Source organism: Acetobacterium sp. (assembly GCF_030652775.1).
Taxonomy (GTDB): Bacteria; Bacillota; Clostridia; order Eubacteriales; family Eubacteriaceae; genus Acetobacterium.
Genome location: NZ_JAUSPS010000011.1, coordinates 17,078 through 37,261 on the forward strand (window position 1 = coordinate 17,078; position 20,184 = coordinate 37,261).

The 20,184-nt window shown below is 49.3% G+C and carries 20 protein-coding genes; 3 read left to right on the top strand and 17 right to left on the bottom strand.

Features of this window, described 5'->3' with window-relative positions; translation table 11 throughout:
* Positions 1–65: 65 nt before the first annotated feature.
* The 15 genes from zupT to rsgA all read right to left on the bottom strand — a co-directional run bounded on the left by zupT (position 66) and on the right by rsgA (position 14,169).
* Positions 66–875: a zinc transporter ZupT gene (gene zupT, locus Q7J41_RS01865; protein ID WP_304884674.1), complete on the bottom strand. Its 810-nt coding sequence runs from the start codon at positions 873–875 to the stop codon at positions 66–68.
* 208 nt (positions 876–1,083) lie between these two features.
* On the bottom strand, positions 1,084–1,626 hold the full coding sequence (locus Q7J41_RS01870) for a hypothetical protein (protein WP_304884676.1): 543 nt from the start codon (positions 1,624–1,626) through the stop codon (positions 1,084–1,086).
* A gap of 193 nt (positions 1,627–1,819) precedes the next feature.
* Positions 1,820–2,203, bottom strand: a complete 384-nt coding sequence (gene dhaM / locus Q7J41_RS01875) for a dihydroxyacetone kinase phosphoryl donor subunit DhaM (RefSeq protein WP_304884680.1) — start codon at positions 2,201–2,203, stop codon at positions 1,820–1,822.
* A 3-nt stretch (positions 2,204–2,206) separates the two neighbouring features.
* Positions 2,207–2,845 carry a dihydroxyacetone kinase subunit DhaL gene (gene dhaL / locus Q7J41_RS01880; RefSeq protein WP_304884682.1) on the bottom strand — a complete coding sequence of 213 codons (639 nt, stop codon included), beginning with the start codon at positions 2,843–2,845 and terminating at the stop codon, positions 2,207–2,209.
* A 172-nt stretch (positions 2,846–3,017) separates the two neighbouring features.
* A complete protein-coding gene (gene dhaK, locus Q7J41_RS01885) occupies positions 3,018–4,013 on the bottom strand; it encodes a dihydroxyacetone kinase subunit DhaK (protein ID WP_304884683.1) in 996 nt (331 codons plus the stop codon).
* A gap of 417 nt (positions 4,014–4,430) precedes the next feature.
* Entirely contained in the window at positions 4,431–5,234 is an 804-nt protein-coding gene (gene trpA / locus Q7J41_RS01890; RefSeq protein WP_304884684.1) for a tryptophan synthase subunit alpha, read from the bottom strand.
* Positions 5,227–6,411, bottom strand: a complete 1,185-nt coding sequence (gene trpB, locus Q7J41_RS01895; protein ID WP_304884685.1) for a tryptophan synthase subunit beta — start codon at positions 6,409–6,411, stop codon at positions 5,227–5,229. The genes trpA and trpB overlap by 8 nt, the downstream gene beginning before the upstream one ends.
* 262 nt (positions 6,412–6,673) lie before the next feature.
* Positions 6,674–7,282 (bottom strand): phosphoribosylanthranilate isomerase, encoded by a 609-nt coding sequence (locus tag Q7J41_RS01900; RefSeq protein WP_304884686.1) that lies wholly within the window; start codon positions 7,280–7,282, stop codon positions 6,674–6,676.
* Positions 7,283–7,386: 104 nt separating this feature from the next.
* A complete protein-coding gene (gene trpC, locus Q7J41_RS01905; RefSeq protein WP_304884688.1) occupies positions 7,387–8,169 on the bottom strand; it encodes an indole-3-glycerol phosphate synthase TrpC in 783 nt (260 codons plus the stop codon).
* Positions 8,170–8,182: 13 nt separating this feature from the next.
* Complete coding sequence (trpD, locus tag Q7J41_RS01910) at positions 8,183–9,211, bottom strand: anthranilate phosphoribosyltransferase (protein WP_304884690.1); 1,029 nt, start codon at positions 9,209–9,211, stop codon at positions 8,183–8,185.
* Positions 9,204–9,785 carry an aminodeoxychorismate/anthranilate synthase component II gene (locus tag Q7J41_RS01915; RefSeq protein WP_304884692.1) on the bottom strand — a complete coding sequence of 194 codons (582 nt, stop codon included), beginning with the start codon at positions 9,783–9,785 and terminating at the stop codon, positions 9,204–9,206. The genes trpD and Q7J41_RS01915 overlap by 8 nt, the downstream gene beginning before the upstream one ends.
* Positions 9,785–11,248, bottom strand: a complete 1,464-nt coding sequence (gene trpE, locus Q7J41_RS01920; RefSeq protein ID WP_304884694.1) for an anthranilate synthase component I — start codon at positions 11,246–11,248, stop codon at positions 9,785–9,787. Before trpE ends, Q7J41_RS01915 begins: the two co-directional genes overlap by 1 nt.
* 450 nt (positions 11,249–11,698) lie before the next feature.
* Positions 11,699–12,169, bottom strand: coding sequence for a GNAT family N-acetyltransferase (locus tag Q7J41_RS01925; protein ID WP_304884696.1), 471 nt, complete (start codon positions 12,167–12,169; stop codon positions 11,699–11,701).
* Between the two features lie 42 nt (positions 12,170–12,211).
* Positions 12,212–13,048, bottom strand: coding sequence for a lipase family protein (locus Q7J41_RS01930; RefSeq protein ID WP_304884698.1), 837 nt, complete (start codon positions 13,046–13,048; stop codon positions 12,212–12,214).
* 44 nt (positions 13,049–13,092) lie between these two features.
* Positions 13,093–14,169 (bottom strand): ribosome small subunit-dependent GTPase A, encoded by a 1,077-nt coding sequence (gene rsgA / locus Q7J41_RS01935; RefSeq protein ID WP_304884699.1) that lies wholly within the window; start codon positions 14,167–14,169, stop codon positions 13,093–13,095.
* A gap of 293 nt (positions 14,170–14,462) precedes the next feature.
* Between rsgA and Q7J41_RS01940 the strand changes: the two genes are divergently transcribed.
* The 3 genes from Q7J41_RS01940 (at position 14,463) to Q7J41_RS01950 (ending at position 18,647) form a co-directional block, all read left to right on the top strand.
* Positions 14,463–15,044: a PadR family transcriptional regulator gene (locus Q7J41_RS01940; protein WP_304884702.1), complete on the top strand. Its 582-nt coding sequence runs from the start codon at positions 14,463–14,465 to the stop codon at positions 15,042–15,044.
* Positions 15,041–15,568 (top strand): hypothetical protein, encoded by a 528-nt coding sequence (locus tag Q7J41_RS01945; RefSeq protein ID WP_304884704.1) that lies wholly within the window; start codon positions 15,041–15,043, stop codon positions 15,566–15,568. Before Q7J41_RS01940 ends, Q7J41_RS01945 begins: the two co-directional genes overlap by 4 nt.
* Positions 15,569–15,671: 103 nt before the next feature.
* Entirely contained in the window at positions 15,672–18,647 is a 2,976-nt protein-coding gene (locus Q7J41_RS01950) for a methyl-accepting chemotaxis protein (RefSeq protein WP_304884706.1), read from the top strand.
* A 137-nt stretch (positions 18,648–18,784) separates the two neighbouring features.
* On the opposite strand, the gene Q7J41_RS01955 is transcribed toward Q7J41_RS01950, so the two are convergent.
* Complete coding sequence (locus tag Q7J41_RS01955) at positions 18,785–19,243, bottom strand: chemotaxis protein CheX (RefSeq protein ID WP_304884708.1); 459 nt, start codon at positions 19,241–19,243, stop codon at positions 18,785–18,787.
* Entirely contained in the window at positions 19,234–20,097 is an 864-nt protein-coding gene (locus Q7J41_RS01960; protein ID WP_304884710.1) for a response regulator, read from the bottom strand. The genes Q7J41_RS01955 and Q7J41_RS01960 overlap by 10 nt, the downstream gene beginning before the upstream one ends.
* Positions 20,098–20,184 lie beyond the last annotated feature (87 nt).

Here is a 20,184-nt window from a genome sequence, read left to right on the forward strand (position 1 = left end):
ATCATCATGCGAAATATTCATCCCCCGGGGATGGCGGACACGACCACCGGCTTTGACAAGCACAGCTACATCAGCACAATCAGACTCACGGCCATCAGCATCATCCCGGCGATCAAGCCATAGATCGACAGATGGTGTTCACCGTATTCCCGGGCGGTGGGCAGCAGCTCGTCCAGCGAAATAAAGACCATGATCCCGGCGATCCCGGCAAAAAGGATCCCGAAGACGGTATCATTGAGAAAGGGCAGCAAAATAAAATACGCCGCAATCGCCCCGACCGGCTCGGCCATCCCCGAAAACAGCGACCAGCCAAGCGCCTTTTTACGCAACCCGGTGGCACAGAAAACTGGTATCGCCACCGACATCCCCTCGGGGATATTATGAATCGCCACGGCAATGGCAATCGCCAACCCCAATGAGGGCTGTTGGATGGCCGAGACAAAGGTCGCCATCCCTTCCGGAAAATTGTGGATGGCAATGATCACGGCCGTAAAAATACCGATGCGCAGCAGTTTCTGACTGCCATCGACCGGACAGGAGACCGTTTCTTCGAGCAGATGTGTCTCGTGAGGATTTTCGTAGGAAGGCACCAGCTTATCAATGATGGCAATCAGCAGCATCCCGCCAAAAAAGGCACTGACATTAACCCAGACCCCCTTTTCGGCACCCAGATTGGTAATCAGCAGCCGTCGAGATTCAAATAACAGTTCGACAAAGGAGACATAGATCATCACCCCGGCGGAAAATCCCAGCGCCACCGATAACAGTTTGGTATTGGTTTTTTCAAAGAGCAGGACAATCAGCCCCCCGATACCGGTTGACAAGCCGGCCAGCACGGTCAGGAGGATGGCGATCGCTAAGTTTGACAGGTTCATTGGTTCACATCCTTATGGGTTTATAGATTAGCAGTTTGATTCATTGCACATATGACAATAGCACTAATATAACACGAAAAATGAAAAATGAAAACCGAAAAGTCAATGCCGCAGCCGAAAAAGGGCATTAAAAAAAGAAGCATTCCACTGGATGATTGAGATCCGGGCTATCGCTTCTTTCCATGGATTATGCTTGTCAATCAAAGCATTAGAATAGGCTATTGGCCGCTTTTCTGCCGGACTGACCGAGTACCGGTTTTTTTTGTTGCTGAGGCTCCGCCGGCTGGTTGTCATCCTGGCGGCTTTTTATTTCCGAATTATAGGCCGCCACGGTAATCTTGCCCGATAAAACCAGGCCTTTCAGTTCCGAACTGGTGTAGCCGCCCAACTGATTATTGGAAACTTTCTCGTCTTCCGGTTCATCGGCATTAGCGGTCTGGCTTGTGGTTTCCTTTTTTTGACGATTTTCTTCTTCATCGTCACGGGGAATGCGTGACGGTTTCTGATCAACGGTAGAACTCTGCTGCTCGGTATCGCTGTTGACGGTGGTACTATCACTCTTCATCCGATACCCCACATATTCCCGGCTAAGCTCCATGGTGTCGTATTTATAATACGAATTCGCCTCATTGGCGGCATTCTGCGTGTTGATGCTGTCCCCGGTGGGTTTAATGGTGGTGGCATCAATTTTCTTTGACAGCGAAACCGATGGCCCCTGAGCCTCGACCGCATTTAAACTGATTGGATCCATGATCTTTCCCCTTTCTGTGGTGGTATTCTCAGGCGACAATAGCCGTGCCTTGAGCTACACAACTCGTTCTCTTCATTATTAAAAGCAGTATACCACAATTGCGCCAAAATTTCATCCTATTTCGTAAAATCTCTTCTTATATATGCAAAAACACCCCGGTTACCCGGGGTGTCGACGTTAATTAAATCGTGTTTTAGAATTTTTTATAGGCTTTGGCACCAGCCAGGACTTCGATGACTTCTTCAAAGGATGATCCGATGGAGGCTTCGACCGAACCAAAAATTGTGCCTTCGACGATCGGGGCATCAATTATTTTAACCTGACTGCTGTCTTCCAGCATTTCGATGGCCATTTCCGAGCTCATCACGGCACTGCCGAGATCAACCAGAATCACCACGCCGTCCCCTTGCTGAACCGCTTCAATACCGGCTAGTATTTTGGAAACATCCGTACCGATACTGCCATCTTCCATGCCGCCGGCAGCGGCTATTTTTGCCTCAGGAGCCATTTGTTTGGCAAGTTCTACTGCCCCTTCGGCAATTTTCTGACTGTGTGAAACAACGACGATTCCGACCATTACTTAGTTACCTGCCTTTAGAGCGACTTCTTTGGCGGCCTGAAAGGCATACGCCATCGAGGTTGCGCCAGGATCCTGATGTCCGATACTGCGTTCGCCCAGATAAGAGGCTCGCCCTTTCGTGGCAATAATTGTTTTCGTATACTCGACCCCGTCCCAGGCGGCGGCTTCGGCATCGACCAAGGCGTCAGTCATTGATTTACCAGCCGCAATGCTGGCTTTAATGGCGTCAATTGCCGGAATCATGCTGTCGAGAATGGTTTTTTCACCCTGAACCGCCTTGCCCCGGAATTGAATCCCACCGACGGCTTCATCAAAGGCCAGAATCACATCCTGATCGGATAATTCTTCCTTCCCTTTAACCGCTGCCCCGGCTTTCATAAACGCCGTGCCATAAAGTGGCCCGGATGCTCCACCAACGGTGGAAACCAGAGTCATCCCCACGGCTTTTAAAATATCATCAATATTTTTATCTTCTACCGTCGGTAATTTTTCAATCACCGCTTTAAATCCCCGGCTCATGTTAATGCCATGATCACCGTCACCGATTGCCTGATCAAAATCGGTCAATTCTTGTCGATGTTCTGCCATCTTATCCGCATAAACCCGAATAAAATCCAGTACTTCTGCCTTTGTTGCCATTTATTTTCCTCGTTTCTATGTTCTTCTAATTAATTCGCTAAGCGCCCTGATGCGAACACCAACCCCGTACCGACAATTGTTACATCATGTTGTCCGCATCGGAGCGGACAACAGATTAACAATTGGTCGGTACGCTAGCGAAGTGCTAACCGATCAGTTTGATCTGTTTTTCTTAATACATTTTAAAGCCGATGGTATCAGCTTGAGCCAGTAATAAGTCTTTGAGTTCAGCGTCCAGTTTTAATAAGGTGATGGATGCGCCAGCCATGTCGATGGAGGTCATATAATCGCCGACGAAGGTTTTGAAGACTTTAACGCCTATGTCAGCTAAAATTTGAGAAACCCGACGGTTTAAGATATACAGTTCCATTGGTGGGGTGGCGCCGGCACCATTGATCATCACGGCTACTTCGTCACCAGCTTTAGGATCCATATCTTTTAAGATCCGTTCCATCAAGTAATCAACGATTTCGTCAGCTGTCTGGATTGGTTTACGTTCAGTTCCTGGTTCACCGTGGATCCCGATTCCCAGTTCCATTTCATCTTCCGATAATTCAAAGCCCGGTTTTCCAGCCGCTGGAACGGTACATGGTTTTAAAGCCACCCCCATGGTGCGGACGTTAGCAATAACCTTTTGCGCAACCGCTTTGACTTCCTCCAGGCTGGCACCAGCTTCGGCCTTAGCACCGGCAATTTTATGGACAAAAACGGTGCCGGCAACGCCACGACGGCCGGTAGTATAAAGACTATCTTCAACCGCAACATCATCATTGGTAACCACGTTGGCTACTTTGATACCTTCGGCTTCGGCCAGTTCAGCGGCCATTTCGAAGTTCATGATATCACCGGTGTAATTCTTGATAACTAATAATACACCTTCCCCGGCATCAACCGCTTTGATCGCTTCAAATACCTGGTCTGGGGTGGGAGAAGTAAATACCGAGCCGGCCACAGCACCGTCAAGCATCCCTTTACCGACAAATCCGCCGTGCGAGGGTTCATGACCGCTGCCGCCGCCGCTCACTAAAGCAACCTTGCCGACTTTTTTGTCAGCACGAACCAGCACATCAAAACCTTCTACTCGGGATACGTATTCAGGATGGGCCAGAACGATACCTTCCAGCATTTCATTTTCCACATTTTCTACATCGTTAATAAATTTTTTCATAAGACTTCCTCCTATAAACATTATTAGTACTCTAAATCATACTATAACACGTTTTTACCCATTTTGAAGGTAAAAAACCGATATCAATTGATTTTTTTTGGCCGGACTTGACCGATTCCTGAAAAATATTACAGTAAACCAGAAAAAATTCGTTACGTCAATAGGGTTGGAGGGTGGTAAAATAAAATTTGTGTTAATCTTATGTAAAATCTTCGGGCATTATAATCGGTTGAATGATGGTTAACGTTGCCCAATACTATTTTGAAATAAACCCCAAAAGCAACGATCAAAAACAACACCAGTACCGACAATTGTTACATCATGTTGTACGCATCGGAGCGGACACGGCAAAGCCTGTCCGATTCCGCAGCGAACAACAGATTAACAATTGGTCGGTACGGTAGCTCATGCCATCCCCTAAACCAGCGCCGCCTTCATCATGTGGACGTAGTCCGACAGCGGTGCGGTGGCGGCGGCGCCGTGCTCAGCGATGATCCGGACGATGGCGCTGCCGACGATGACGCCATCGGCGAGCTGTGAAATCGTCGTGGCCTGTTCCGGGGTAGCGATCCCAAAGCCCACCGCCACGGGGGTCTGGGTCACCTGGCGGATGTCAGCGATGATGGCGGCCAGATCGGTTTTGATCTCGCTGCGCACCCCGGTAACGCCCATCGATGAGACCAGATAGATAAAGCCAGTCGCTTCTTTGGCCAGCATCTGAATCCGATCCTGAGAGGTCGGAGCAATCAGGGTGATGACGTCCAGTCCGTGGCTTTTAGCGGCCTCCCGCACTTCCCCCTTTTCTTCAAAGGGCAGATCGGGAATAATAACCCCATTGATCCCGGCTTTTTCACAAGCGCTAAAAAACCGCTCGGTTCCGTAAACAAAAATAGGATTCATATAAGTTAAAAAGACCAGCGGAATGGTCGATTTTTCGCGGATTCGAGCCACCATCGCAAAGATCTTATCGGTCGTCGTGGAGGCGCTTAACGCCCGTTCGTTAGCCGCTTCAATCACCGGCCCTTCAGCGATGGGGTCAGAAAAAGGTATCCCGATTTCAATCAAATCGGCTCCGGCGGCATCCATGGCCAGGATAAACTCCTCGGTTTTAGCAAGGCTCGGATCACCGGCGGTTAAAAAGGCGATAAAGGCTTTCTTGTCCGCAAATATTTGTGAAATTTTATTTGTTTCGATTTTATTTGCTGCTACTATATTATTCATAGATATTTTCCCCCTTGTATCGGGCAATCGCCGCGACATCCTTATCTCCCCGGCCGGAAACATTGACGATGATAATTTCGTCTTTTCGCATCGTCGGCGCCAGCACCATCGCATGGGCAATCGCATGAGCCGATTCAATAGCCGGTATAATCCCCTCGGTGCGGGAAAGATATTCAAATGCAGCGACCGCTTCATCATCGGTGATCGGCACATATTCGGCACGTTTGGTGTCATGAAGATGGGCATGCTCCGGCCCGATCCCGGGGTAGTCGAGCCCCGCCGAAATGGAGTAAACCGGGGCGATCTGGCCGTATTCATCCTGACAGAAATAGGATTTCATGCCGTGAAAGATCCCCAGACTGCCTTTGGCAATGGTGGCCGCATGGAGGGCGGTATCGACCCCTTTGCCCGCCGCTTCACAGCCGATCAGCCGGACTTCGGCGTCGGGGATAAAGTTATAGAAAGCGCCGATGGCATTGCTGCCGCCGCCGACACAGGCGATCACGGCACTGGGCAGGCGGCCTTCTTTTTCGAGAATCTGCGCCCGGGCTTCTTTGCTGATGACGCTCTGAAAATCGCGAACCATTTCCGGGAAGGGATGGGGTCCCATCACCGAACCGAGGACGTAGTGGGTATCGTCGACCCGGGTTGTCCATTCTCTAAAGGTTTCATTAACGGCATCCTTTAAGGTCATCGTCCCGGAGGTGACCACATGAACCTTGGCACCCAACAGCTCCATCCGGAAAACATTGAGAGCCTGGCGATCAGTGTCTTCTTTACCCATAAAGATTTCACATTCAAAGCCCATCAGGGCGGCGGCGGTGGCCGTGGCGACGCCATGCTGACCGGCGCCAGTTTCGGCAATCAGCCGGGTTTTCCCCATTTTCTTGGCCAGCAGCGCCTGACCCAGAACGTTGTTGATCTTATGGGAGCCGGTATGGTTTAAATCTTCGCGTTTGAGATAGATCTTGGCACCGCCCAGATCGGCGGTCATTTTCTTCGCATAATACAACCGCGAGGGGCGGCCGGCATAGTCATTTAACAGCTCGGTTAATTCGGCCTGAAAGGCCGGATCGTTTTTATAGTGTTCGTAGGCTTTTTCCACTTCAATAATGGCATTCATCAGTGTCTCTGGTGTGTACTGACCACCGTGGATCCCGTATTTTCCTTTACTCATTTTCTTTCTCCTTTTTCGTATCGTCCTTTATTGGACTGCCGTGAGCTTTGCTGACGGTTTTGGGGACAATTTTGCGGTAAATATAGGTTGGCACTTCGCTGGCGTACCGACCAATTGTTAATCTGTTGTTCGCTCCGATGCGTACAACATGATGTAACAATTGTCGGTACTTGTTATGCTAATTACTAAGTTCGTTTTTTAAATTTACAAAATTGTTTTAAGAACCGACAGCAAAGCAATGATTGTTCGTCTCTTTTATTTCTTAATAAGTTATGCTTCTTATTATATCTACAATATGTAAAATCTTGTTCCGGTCTTTGACGCCGTCGGTTTCGACGCCGCTGCTTAAGTCGACGCAATAGGGGCGCACCTGGTTGATGGCGGCGGCGATGTTATCTATGTTGAGGCCGCCGGCCAGAAAAAAGTCGCCGGTGACGCCGGCCAGCAGATCCCAGTTAAAGGCCGCCCCGGAACCGCCGTATTGGCTGGGATCGTAGGTGTCAAAGAGGCGGTAATCGGCAGCGGTTTCCCGGATGTCGGCCGGACTGCTGATCCGCAACGCCCGGATTACCGGTAAACCGGTTTGGGTTTGCAGCAATCGCACCATGGCTTCGTCCTCATCGCCATGCAGCTGGATGAGTTCGATAATGCCCGCCTCGGCCAGCGCAATGATCTCGGTCACCGGGTGGTTGACAAAAACCCCCACCGCTTTGATGCCCGGATACAGGCTTTGCTTTAAGGCTCGGGCGGTTTCCATATCAACCTGGCGCCGGCTGGCGGCAAAGACAAAGCCAATATAATCCGGTCGGGCAGCGTTCACCGCCGCAATATCTTCAAAGCGGGATAAGCCGCAGATTTTTATTTTTGTCATGATAATCTCCATCTCTAATCACGAAATACATTTATAGCAACATGATAATTAATATAAAGCTATGGTCAAAAACAAACCCAGTACCGACAATCGGCAGTCAGCAGCTACCCCCGCAGCTGATCCAGCATCCCCTTCTTATCCCTACTCCGCATCAACGTTTCGCCGATCAGTACAGCATTTGTCCCATTTTCGCACAGTTTTTTGATATCTTCTGCGGTTCGTATCCCACTTTCCGAAACAAACAGGGTTTCCGGCGGTACCAGCTGGCGCAAGCGGATGCTGTTTTGGAGATCCACTTCAAAGGTTTTAAGATTGCGGTTATTGACCCCAATGATCCGGGCACCGGCGGCCAGGGCTTGTTTAACTTCTGCTTCATCATGGGCTTCCACCAGCGCCGACAGCCCCAGCGCATCGGCGATCTCAAGGTACTCCCGGAGCATTTCGGTGTCTAAAATCGAACAGATCAGTAAAATCGCATCGGCGCCGATCCGGCTGGCTTCGTAAATCTGGATGGCATCGATAATAAAATCTTTGCGCAGCACCGGGATGCTTACCTGCGCCTTGATTTCCGTCAGATAAGCATTAGCCCCCTGAAAAAATTCCGGCTCGGTCAGCACTGAAATGGCATCGGCTCCGGCGGCCTGATAGTCCCGGGCGATCTCGAGATAAGGGAAATCCGCCGCAATCACGCCTTTGGACGGTGAGGCTTTTTTGACCTCGCAGATAAACGCAATCTCCCCGGCGGCAGACTTCTGCGCCAGGGCTTTTTCAAAAGCAAAGGGCGTTTTAGAGGGTTTGGCTTGACTTTTTAGCAGCTCCAGAGTGGTTGTTTCTTTAAGCGCCACCACCCGTTTGGCAGTGGCGGCGACAATCTGATCTAATATCATCTCAGTACCTCGATCATGCCAGCACCTCAATGGCAATCTCATTGCTGCGTTTGACAAAGCTATCGAGCTTGGCCTTGGCCTTGCCGGAATCGATAATCTCTTCGGCCATCCTGACGCAATCCCGGAGGGTGATATCGTTGTGGGACATATACAGGCAGAAGGCCGAGTTCATCACCACCACATCGCGCTTGGGGCCTTTTTCACCGTTAAGAATATTCAGGGCGATGACAGCATTTTCTTCTTTTTCGCCACCGATCAGGTCGGACAATTCACAGCGTTTTAGTCCCAGCTGTTCCGGGGTGATAAAAAAGCTGTTGATCTTGCCATCGGCAATTTCACAAATGGTGGTGGTGTCAGTCAGAGTAATTTCGTCCAGGCCGTCATGGCCGTGGACGACCATCCCCCGCTTGACCTTTAATTTGTTCAGGACATTGGCCAGCGGCTCGACCAGGTTTTCATCATAGACCCCCAGCAGCTGCATATTGGCGCCGGCCGGGTTGGCCAGCGGGCCGAGAATATTAAAAATCGTCCGAATCCCCAGTTCTTTGCGCACCGGCCCGGCGTATTTCATCGAGGCGTGATAGGTCGGGGCAAACATAAAGCAGATCCCCAGCTCATTAAGAATCACGGCACTTTTTTCCGCCGACAGTTCAATATTCACGCCCAAAGCTTCTAGCAGATCGGCCGATCCGCATTTGCTGGAGACGCTGCGGTTGCCGTGCTTGGCCACCGGCACCCCGCCAGCGGCAATCACCAGCGCCGACACCGTCGAAATATTAAAGGTGGACACCTCGTCGCCGCCGGTGCCGACAATATCCAGAACATCAGTTTTAGGGAGGATCTTGGTGCATTTGTCGCGCATCACCATCGCACAGGCGGTGATCTCATCGATGGTTTCGCCCTTCATCCGCATGGCGGTGAGAAACGAAGCGATCTGGGCGTTGGTGGCCTGGCCGTCCATAATCTGATCCATGACCTCGCGGGTGCGCTCCAGAGACAGATCCTTACCGTTGACAATATCATATATCGCTGCTTTAATCATTTTCGTTTCCTATCTTTAAAAAGTTCTCAATCATCGTGTGGCCGTCGTTGGTGAGGATTGATTCGGGATGGAACTGCACCCCGTAAACATCATAATGGCGATGCTTCACGGCCATCACTTCGCCATCGTCATCCTCGGCGATAATCAGCAGCTCATCCGGCAGCGTACTGCGCTCGGCACTGAGGGAATGATAGCGGCCGGCCGCAATAATCGGCGGCAGACCCCGAAAAATCGGGCTGCCATTGGCAATATGGACGTTGCTGCTTTTGCCGTGCATCAGGGTACTGGCATAGGTGATGGTACCGCCAAATACCTCGCAGATCGCCTGATGACCCAGGCACACCCCGAGAATCGGCGTTTTGTCTTTGAAATAGGCAATAGCTTCTTCACAGATCCCCGCCTCCGCCGGTCGTCCCGGCCCCGGCGAGACAATGATGTGATCCGGTTTTAAAGCAATAATTTCGGCCATACTGAGTTCATCATTTTTTATCACCCGGATATCGGGATTGATTATCCCCACATATTGATACAGGTTATAGGAAAAGCTGTCGTAATTGTCGATCAGTAAAATCATTATTCCACCTCCTGGGCTCGATCCAGGGCTTCAAACATCGCCCGGGCCTTGTTTTGTGATTCATTAAATTCATTTTCCGGGATGCTGTCAGCGACAATCCCGGCGCCGGCGGAGACATAAACCGTATCGTTTTTGCGAACCGCCATCCGAATGGCAATGCACATATCCATGTTGCCGGAAAAGTCGATATACCCGACCGCCCCGCCGTAAACGCCGCGCTTCTGACCTTCCAGAGCATTGATAATTTCAATCGCCCGTTTTTTCGGTGCCCCGGACAGGGTTCCCGCTGGCAACACCGCTCCGAGGGCATCGAGCTGATCCAGCCCGTCTTTGAGAATGCCGGTGACGGTCGAAGAAATGTGCGAGACATGGGAATAGCGGACGACCTCCTGATAGGTTGTAACGGCAACCGAGCCAAACTCACTAACCTTACCGAGATCGTTGCGACCCAGATCGACCAGCATATTGTGCTCACTGAGTTCCTTTTCGTCCTTTAGCAACTCGGCAATAAAGGCTTCGTCCTCTTCTGGCGTCTCGCCCCGGGGACAGGTGCCGGCAATCGGAAAGGTCGACAGCCGCGAATTTTTCAGCGATACCAGGGTCTCCGGCGACGCCCCGGCCACCTGCATCTCGTCAAAGTCAATATAAAACATGTACGGTGAGGGATTAACCGTTCGCAGCACCCGATAGGCCGATAGCAGATCGCCCTCAAAGTCAGCTTCCAGCCGGTTGGAAATCACCGCCTGGAAAATATCGCCCTGATAAATATGCTCCCGAGTTTTTTCGACCATCTCGCAATAGTATTCTTTACTAAACAGCGAACGATACTTTGATGTCACCTGACCCCGAAAGGCCACGGTGCTGTTACAATTTTTTATCAGCGCTTCAATTTCCTTCAGCACAATCACCCCGTCGATATAGTTCGCCTCAAAGTTGTCGGTTTTAATATTGACAATCACCACAATTTTCTGGCGCAGATGATCATAGGCGATGACCTTATCAAAAAGCATCAGATTCATGTCATCAAAATTCTCGGCATTATCGTTTTCCAGTACCAGATTGGTTTCGGTGTATTTAACAAAATCGTAGGAAATATAGCCGACAAACCCGCCCGTAAATACCGGCAGGAAATCGAGCTTGGGACTTTTCCACTGGGCCAGAATTTCCCGCAGCACCGTCCGTGGATCATCGGTAAGAATATCCTTGGTCTTGCCGTTTTTAACCACCACTTCGCCGTCTTGACAGGTTACCGTCAGGGTCGGGTCAAAACCCAGAAACGAATAACGCCCCCATTTTTCGCCGCCCTCGACACTTTCCAGCAAATAACACTTTTTGCCCGTGGCTTTTAAAATTTTAAGCACCTCAATCGGGGTCTTTATATCTGAAAACAGCTCCAGACTAATCGGGATGCTCTGATAATCCCCGCAATACCCTCTGGCGTCTTCCATCGATGGTTTAATCATAATCGTATCCTTTCGTTGGTTGGTTTTGTCGTTATTAATTTATACGCTTTTTAAGTAATAAAAAAACGCCCGTCCTTGATTAATATAAATTAATCAAGGACGAGCGCAAAAATTCAAGCCCGCGGTACCACCTTAATTTACAGAGAAAATCCCTGTACACTTGGCAGGATACAAACATATCCCTCGCAACTGACGTATGCGTTACGTCGCAGAATACTGAGAAAGAAACTTTCCTTTGACTGCGCCCTCAGTGGTCCATTTGATGTTCTGCGTTGTGCGAGGCTCTCAGCCTTCCCCGCTCTCTGTAACTGCACGATACACCGTTATCTCCACGTCAACGGTTTGATTGAAGTATTAAACTAGATAAAGCTTAATCGATATTGCCCCTTTTGTCAATGTTTTTTTAGTTGTGCATCTTTTTTTGCGTATTATCAGCTCCGAAAATCGGCTCTAGTTCACCGTCAGCTTCATCGGCACAAAGCGGATCCCCTTGTTAACCTGTTCCGCTGCGGTGTCCACAAAGCCGAAACGGCGGTAAACTGCCACCGCATAGGGCGACGAATTGACCGTCATGACAAAGGGTTTTCCCGGCTGCTGGCTTTTTAAATCCGCCAGCACCGTGTCAAATAAGGCCCGGGCAATGCCCCGGTGGTGATAATTCTTATCAACAAACATCACCGAGATATGTAAATCATCGCGGGTGCCGATAACCCCGACAATCCGCTTGTCTTCATAAAAACCCCACAGCTTCTTATGGCCGGTGGCCAGATCCTCGGCCATTTCTTCCAGCTTATAGTCCAGATAATCGGTAAAGGTCTGGCGCCCTTCTGCGCTATAACCATCGGCAATGAACTCGTGAAAAACCGCATTGGCCAGCTCCACCGCTGCTTCTAAATCGCTATTGTCTATTTTTTTTATCATTTAAATCTCCTATGATGTCAATCAGGATCGACGCTCAAATCGCTAATTATTCTTCATTGAATCGGCCAATTTCAGCAAATTTATCGGCTCCGGACAAAATCTCGGGCTGCTGCTCCGCAGGGCATTCAGATAATTGATATCCTGCTCCCCCAATTTCTGGAAATAACAGTTGATCCGGTGATTCAAAAACAGGTTGTTCATCTGAAAAGCTATCGCTACCGGTGCCTCCACATGTTCAAAGATAAGCCCGGTTTCGGTAAACGGCGGCGGATATTCGGCCGCTGGCAGGGTTGGGATAAAATCATGGACATTAAAAATCCGGAAACTGTTTTTGATCTGGGCATTGTAAGCCCCGACAAATTCCCGATCACCGGGTCGGCCGGCGGCATAGGTATAAACAATCGGCTCTTTCCGGGCGGTATTGACGGCAAAATCCAGCGCCGCCATGATCGCCAGATCGCCGCCCAGACTGTGCCCGGTGATGGTGAGCTTTTTATCTTCAGGCAGTTGGCGGACGCACTCGATCAGTTCCTCCCGCAGCGACTGATAGACCCGGGTGATGCCCCGATGGCTGAAACCGGCGTTTTTTACATAAGGAAAGGGAATCTGAAAAAGATCCAGATCCGAATCCAGATTGGGGGTGGAATCAGAGCCCCGAAAAGCCAGCACCAACCGTTCCGCTGACTCAGCGATAAAGCCAAAATTCTCTTCCGTCTTTTCGGTTACCCCGGTCATCCCGTTAAATGAAACCTTAAGCTCAAAGCCGGCCGGCAGAGCCAGCTGCTGCTGATCAAAAAACGGATAGGTCTGATAACAAAAACCAGCCATTAAGATGGCATCCTGTTTGCTGTAAGCTTGCGGCAGATTTTGTTGCTTCATCGAGTTTCTCCTTTGATATAAAAATTGTGACCGATAATCGTCATTTAGCGTTTGTTTTTATTTTTCGCCTGGCGGATCAGCTGTTTCATTTCGCCTTTGCTGCCAAACATATTTTTGATCTTTTCGGCTTCCAGTTGGCGGGAATTAAGCCCTTCGTAGTCCATTTCTTTTTGCAGCTTGCGATAGTTTTCAAACCGTTTGGCTGCGAGGCTTCCCGATTCAATGGCGGCTTGCACCGCACAGCCCGGTTCACCATTATGACTGCAGTCGCCAAAGCGGCATTGTTCAGCCAAATCTTCAATATCGGCAAAAGAGCGGGACAGATCGGCACTGTCCAGATGGAGTTCCCGCATCCCCGGGGTATCAATGACCACGCCGCCGCCAGGCAATAGCAGCAGTTGCCGATGGGTGGTGGTGTGCCGACCCTTGTCATCACTTCTCAGGCCTCTGGTCGCCAGCACGTCGGCTCCAATCAGATGATTGATAATGGTCGATTTCCCGACCCCGGATGAGCCCAGAAAGACAATCGTTTTACCCGGCGCCAGGTAGGCGGCGATCTCGTCATAGCCACGGTTATCGAAACTGGAGCAGACCACGACATCGGTTCCCACCCGGACGGCCGAAATGGCACTGAGGCGAGCCGGTAAATCGTCACAGAGGTCGGCCTTGGTCAGGACGATCACTGGTCTGGCCTGACTACTCCAGGCAATTGACAGATAGCGCTCCAGCCGGCGCAGATTAAAATCATTGTTTAATGACATGCAAATAAAAACCAGATCAAAATTGGCAGCGACAATCTGCACCCCGTTGCTCGTTCCGGCCGCCTTTCGCTCAAACAGGCTGGTGCGGCTTAATACCTGATGAATCACCGCATTGCCGGTATCTTCCACAATCCGGTCAATCATCACCCAGTCGCCGACCACCGGAAAACTGGTGTTATCCGCAGCATTAAAAACAAATTTCCCCGACACCTCGGCCAGCAATTCGCCTGCTTCACCAATCACCTTATAAAGCTCCCGATGCTGCTCCGTCACCCGGGCCACAAACAAGCCGCTGTACAAGCTGGCTTCCTGCTTAATCCGCTGATTTAATCCGTAATTTTCCAAGTCTATATTTTTCATTTTTTTCCTCCAAATTTTTTATTTTTTAACCGTTTGGAGGGCTAAAGGCCTAGTATCGTTCTTTGCCCTCCGGCGTCACGACACTATCCATTTTATTATTATTTTTCATAAATTCTCCTTTTCTTTTGTATTACTATCATTGTAAATGATTCTTTTTAATCAAGTCAAGGCAAATAACATGCTTTCTAATGGTAATATCTCAAACTGGTCAAGAAAAGCAATGCAATCTTGGTAAAAATCAGATAAAATAGAAGGGTAAAATGATTTGACAAAAAACGAAAGGCTAAAAAAAAATGAGAACATTAAAATATGCCATCCTCGGATTAATCAACCGGGAAACCATGACCGGTTATGATTTGATGAAAGTGTTTAATATGGAGCTGGTCAATTTCTGGTATGCCAAGCACAGCCAAATCTACCCAGAGCTAAAAAAACTCACCGACGAAGGGATGATCACCTTTGAAACCTTGCCCGAGGGCGACAAGCTCCGCAAAAAAATCTATTCGATTACTGATAAGGGAAAACAGGATTTTCACAACTGGCTGCTGCAGCAGGATTTGCTGGAGCCGACTCCCAAAGACATTTTCCGACTCAAAGCGTATTTTATCGAGTCCATGTCCAATGAAAAAATCCTGGCTCACTTTCACTACCAGCTTAAGCAGCGTCAGGAAAAACTGTCAAAGCTCCAGACCAATATGGAAATTCTTTTAGCGACCAAAGATATTTCAACCATTCAGAGCCCGGAATACGGCGACTACATCGTCCTGAAGTCGGCCATCAAACGGGAAATATCCTACATCGAATGGCTTAACGAGTGCATTGAAGAAGTCGCCACCAACACCCGCATCTTTATCGATAAAAGGAGGCTCCTATGACCCCAATCATTTGCCCACAATGCGGCAGCACCAATACCAGCCCGTCGACTTTGCCGTTGCTTTATTGCCGGGACTGCCAGATCGAATTCGGCGGCGATCACCAGGAACTGGTGGCGGAGACCCGCCTGATCGTCCTGAACACCTATCAGCAGGGGGCTGCCAGTCAAAATCTGACTTTTAGCAAAACTGCTGCCGGGGCCACCATCGAGGGGCCGTTTCTTTGCTATTACCCGGATCTCCCAGAGATTTACATCTCGCAACTGCAGTGGCAGCAGCTACTTGAAGGTTTTTTTAAGCTCCACGTAACGGATTGGAAATCTGAGTATCAATCAGACACTCCAGATGATTTTGGCTGGGATCTGAAAATCATCTGCGAAAATCAGGAACCGCTCATTTCTCGGGGTTGGGGTTGCTACCCACCCTATTGGGCAGCGCTCATGGATCTTTTTACCAGCCTTGGTCTACCCAACATCGGCAACAAACTGGGACAGAATTTTTTGCAGCTTCAGACCCAATCGCATTAAATTCGCATTTTAAACCAAATATTCCATGGCATTCCCGGTTAAAATGCGGTAGAATGTGGTATCAATAACAACGTTTACAAATAATTTAAAGGCGGATATCAGGATGAGTATTTTTAACAAACATTCCATCGGCAATAAAATTACCTCCAGGGTAATCATTTTTGTGGCCTTAGCCCTGCTGGTGATTGGCATCACCGTGACAGTTTTAAGTATCAACAACGAAAACAGGCAAATTGAAGAGCGGATGAATCTGCAGCTTGACAACACCATTGCCAGCGTCGAACAAGCGCTGGACAACCATGGTCAACTGGTCAGCAGTTTGAGCAAGACCATCGGCGTCACTGGTACCCAGATGACCACCCCAGCATACAGCGATCTGCTTACCCAGTATGTGGGGCTCAATGCTGATACCTTCGGCATGGGGGTCTGGTATGAATACAACGGCTACAAACCGGAGCTCAAATATTTTGGTCCCTATGCCAGCCGTGACGGTGCCAACATCGCTTTTGCCGAAGCCCTCTACAGCACCGACGAGTATGACTTTCCTAACCAGGAGTGGTATCTGGCCGGTAAAACACCAGCCGGTGAAATCGCCTGGTCGGCCCCTTATGAAGATGAAACCCTGGGGATTTCTCTGGTAACCGCAACCCAGGCCTTTTATGACAGCGGCAAAAACTTTCGCGGCGTAGTCACCGGTGATATCGATCTTTCCAGCCTCCAGACTATGGTCAGCGAAATCAAAGTTGGCGAAACCGGTCGCGCTTTTCTGGTTGACCAAAGCGGTCTCTACATTGCCGATGCCGACACCGCCAAAGCGATGAGTGTCAATCTGCGGGAAGATCCCAATGCCAGCCTGGCCGCCCTGGGTGAAAGCATGCTCAGCGGCGAACCCGGATCTGGCGTATTTACCGATTCTTCCGGAAAAAATAATATCTATTACGCCCCGATCCCCGCAACCGGTTGGACGCTGGCCATTATGGAGCCCCAAAGCGAGCTTAATGCCCCGATTATGGCGCTTATTTTTCAGCTGATCGGTCTCTTTTTATTAACCCTGATCGTGCTGAGCTTTATCATCGTCAAACAGATCAAAGGCGTGGTCAACCCAATTGTCCTGATCACCGAGCTGTTCCATAAAGCGGAATTAGGTGATTTTGACAGCGACATTCCCGCTGCGATCATCAACCGGGAGGATGAGCTGGGTAAACTGGGACTATCTTTCCAGAAACTATCCGAGAATATTCAGGAAAATATCGCCACCCTGGAACAGATTTCCCTGGGTAATCTCAATGTTACCGTCGATGTCAAATCCGACCACGATGTTCAGTCCAAGAGCCTGATCGAAGTGGTGGAAAACCTCAAAAACCTCGAAGCCGAGGTGGAAATGCTGACCCAATCAGCCACCGATGGCCATTTATCGATCCGCAGCGATGCCACCAAATTCCAGGGCAAGTTCCGGGACATTGTCGTTGGCGTCAACAATACCTTAGACGCCGTGGTCGAACCGCTGACGGTCGCCGCTAATTATATGAATAAAATCAGCCGCGGGGAAATTCCTGCTAAAATCACCGCTACCTATCATGGCGATTTTAACGCCATTAAAGAAAACCTTAATTCCTGTATCGATAATATCAATGCGCTGGTGTCCGATGTCGATATGCTGGCCCATGCTGCCACCGCAGGACAGTTAGAAATCCAGGCCGATGCCACCCGACACAGTGGCGATTTCCGAAAAATCATCGAAGGCTTTAATAATACCCTAAACTCGCTGCTGGCACCGATCAACGAGGCCCGCCAGGTGATGACCAAAATGGCTGCCAATGATTATACCCTGTCGATGGATGGCAGCTACAAAGGCAATATGGCCGAATTTGCTGAAGAAATCAACCTGGTTCATTCCCGACTCCTCACTGTTCAGGAAGCTTTTATCGATATTTCGCAAGGTAACACCAGCCAACGGGGTGAGTTTATCGCCATTGGCAAGCGTTCCGACAACGACAAGCTGATCCCCTCGATCATTGCCACCCTGACCACCATTGACAATCTGATTGAAGAAGCCCGTAATCTGGCCCAGGCCGGGATTAACGGCAACCTCGAAGTGCGCAGCGATGCATCACGATTCGCCGGCGGTTATCGGGATATTGTCGAAGGCTTTAACCAGACCCTGGATGCCATCGAACAGCCCATCAGCGAAGCCGCCATTGTGCTTGAACAAATGGCCGCCGGCAACCTGACCCAACCGATGACGGGAGATTATCTGGGCAGCTATGCGATTATCAAGAATTCCTTAAATGATACGATGAACTCGCTCAATGAGATCCTCGGCAACATCAATCATTCCGCCGACGAGGTCGCTTCCGGTTCCCGTCAGGTTTCCGACGGTAGCCAGGCGCTGGCTCAGGGCGCCACCGAACAGGCCAGCTCGATGCAGGAGCTTAATGCCTCCATTGAAGAGGTGGCCGTGCAAACCCGGGAAAACGCTGTAAATGCCGACCAGGCCAACCAGCTGACCCGGATCGCCCAGCGCAATGCCGAAAACGGCAACACGCAGATGCAGCAGATGCTCAGATCGATGGCCGAAATCAATGCCTCCTCAGCGAAGATTTCGAATATCATCAAGGTCATCGATGATATCGCCTTCCAGACCAATATCCTGGCCTTAAATGCGGCGGTGGAAGCCGCCCGGGCGGGACAGCAAGGCAAGGGCTTTGCCGTCGTTGCTGAAGAGGTTCGCACCCTGGCCGGACGCAGTGCCGAAGCTGCCAAAGAAACCGCTGAACTGATTGAAGGCTCCATTTTCAAAGTCTCTGAAGGCACTATCATTGCCAATAATACCGCTGACTCCCTCACTGAAATTGTCGACGGCGTTGCCCAGGTTGCCGCCCTGGTCAGTAAAATTGATTCCGCTTCCAATGAGCAAACGGCGTCGATCAATCAGATCAACAGCGGCATCGATCAGGTTGCCCAGGTCGTTCAAACCAACTCGGCCACCGCCGAAGAAAGCGCCGCTGCCAGTGAAGAACTGTACAGCCAGGCCGAACTGCTCAAAAACATGGTCAGTAAATTTTCCTTGACCAAGTAAACATCATAAACAAGACCCCCGTGATGCCGAATTCTCAAACGGCACCACGGGGGTCTTTTATTTTTTGCACAAAAAAACACCGTTACAAAACGATGTTTTTTTAGTATCTGTCGTACCGCCAATTAGCAGTACCCTAATTAGTCGAGAGCCACATTGATTTCTAGCATAATGCCGTCGATATCAAATTCAACACACATGACCTGATCCTTACTCATACTGAGTTCGATATTTTCCCCGGTCAGCATCGTTGGCGGCGAAATATCAACATTGATCGATTCATTGGAGAGGTTAATACTGGCGTTGGCGGTGAGCATATTGGACAGCTCTGAAATCGCACTTTTCGCCATATCATCCAGTTCTTCCACCGGCATCCCCATCATCATGATCGAGGCAATCTGTTTGGCGCCCTCGGTGTCGATGGCATAAGCGACATTGCCCTTTTTATCACCGACGATCCCCAGGGTTAAAACAATGCCACTGGCGACAATTTTCTTCGATTTTTCCAACTGGTTTTTGATATTAATGCTGCTAAATCCCAGTTGTGGCATCACATCCGTAACGGATGCAATAAAGGAATTGATAATTGCTACATCCATGCCACTTCTCCCTTTTGAAAGCCCACATTCATAAAGACATCACCAAGATCGGTTTTAATGACAAACGACTCACTCATAATATCGCCGATGGAAATGGTAATATCTTTGCCCCGAAAGACGGTGGGTGGTGAAACCCGGAGACCAAAAGAACGATTAAGTCCATTTAACAGCGAGCAGGCATTTCCGCCGATGATATTGGTAAATTCGCTTAAGAAATTAATGGCATCTTCAATCTGCTGCCCCTCATCCTGGAGGATTTTTCGGGTCATCCCCAGTGCGGTCGCTTCTGACATATCCATAATTAAGCGGCCGTCATGACGGCCAATAATCCCAATCGCTACCGAAACGCCCGAAGAAATCGTGGTCATCGCATGGTCAGCAACCTTTTCAATCACCACTTCCCCGCCGATTTCCCGTTTTAAAAAACTGAATATTGATTCTTTAAACGCTTCTTCAAAATTGTTCTTTAAAACGCCGTAAAGTTCTTCACCTTCAAAAAGCCGCTCAATGGCCGAATCCAGATCGGTCTGATCAACTGGTTTCTGCAAATAAGCTTTAATGCCAACTTTTTTGGCCCGCTGAATAATTTCTTCATCCATCATTGCACTGATGGCAATGATTTTCGTGTCCTTCAAGTGTTTTAAAATCGCTTGAGAACATTCAATGCCATCGCCATCCGGCAAGGTCATATCCATTGTAATCAAATCGGGTTTGATCTCCTGGGCTTTTTGGATTGCTTCGCTCATGTTCACTGCCGTCGCAACAATCTCCAGGCCATCTTTTTGAAGCATCCGTTTGAGAACTGCTATTGAAAAAGTTGAATCGTCGACTATCATCACTCTAATATTTTCCATAAATCCACCGCCTTTTTAATCGAATCGAAAAATTCTTATATACTAATTCTACTGGTTATTATAAGCATCCGTCAAGTTATATTTAAA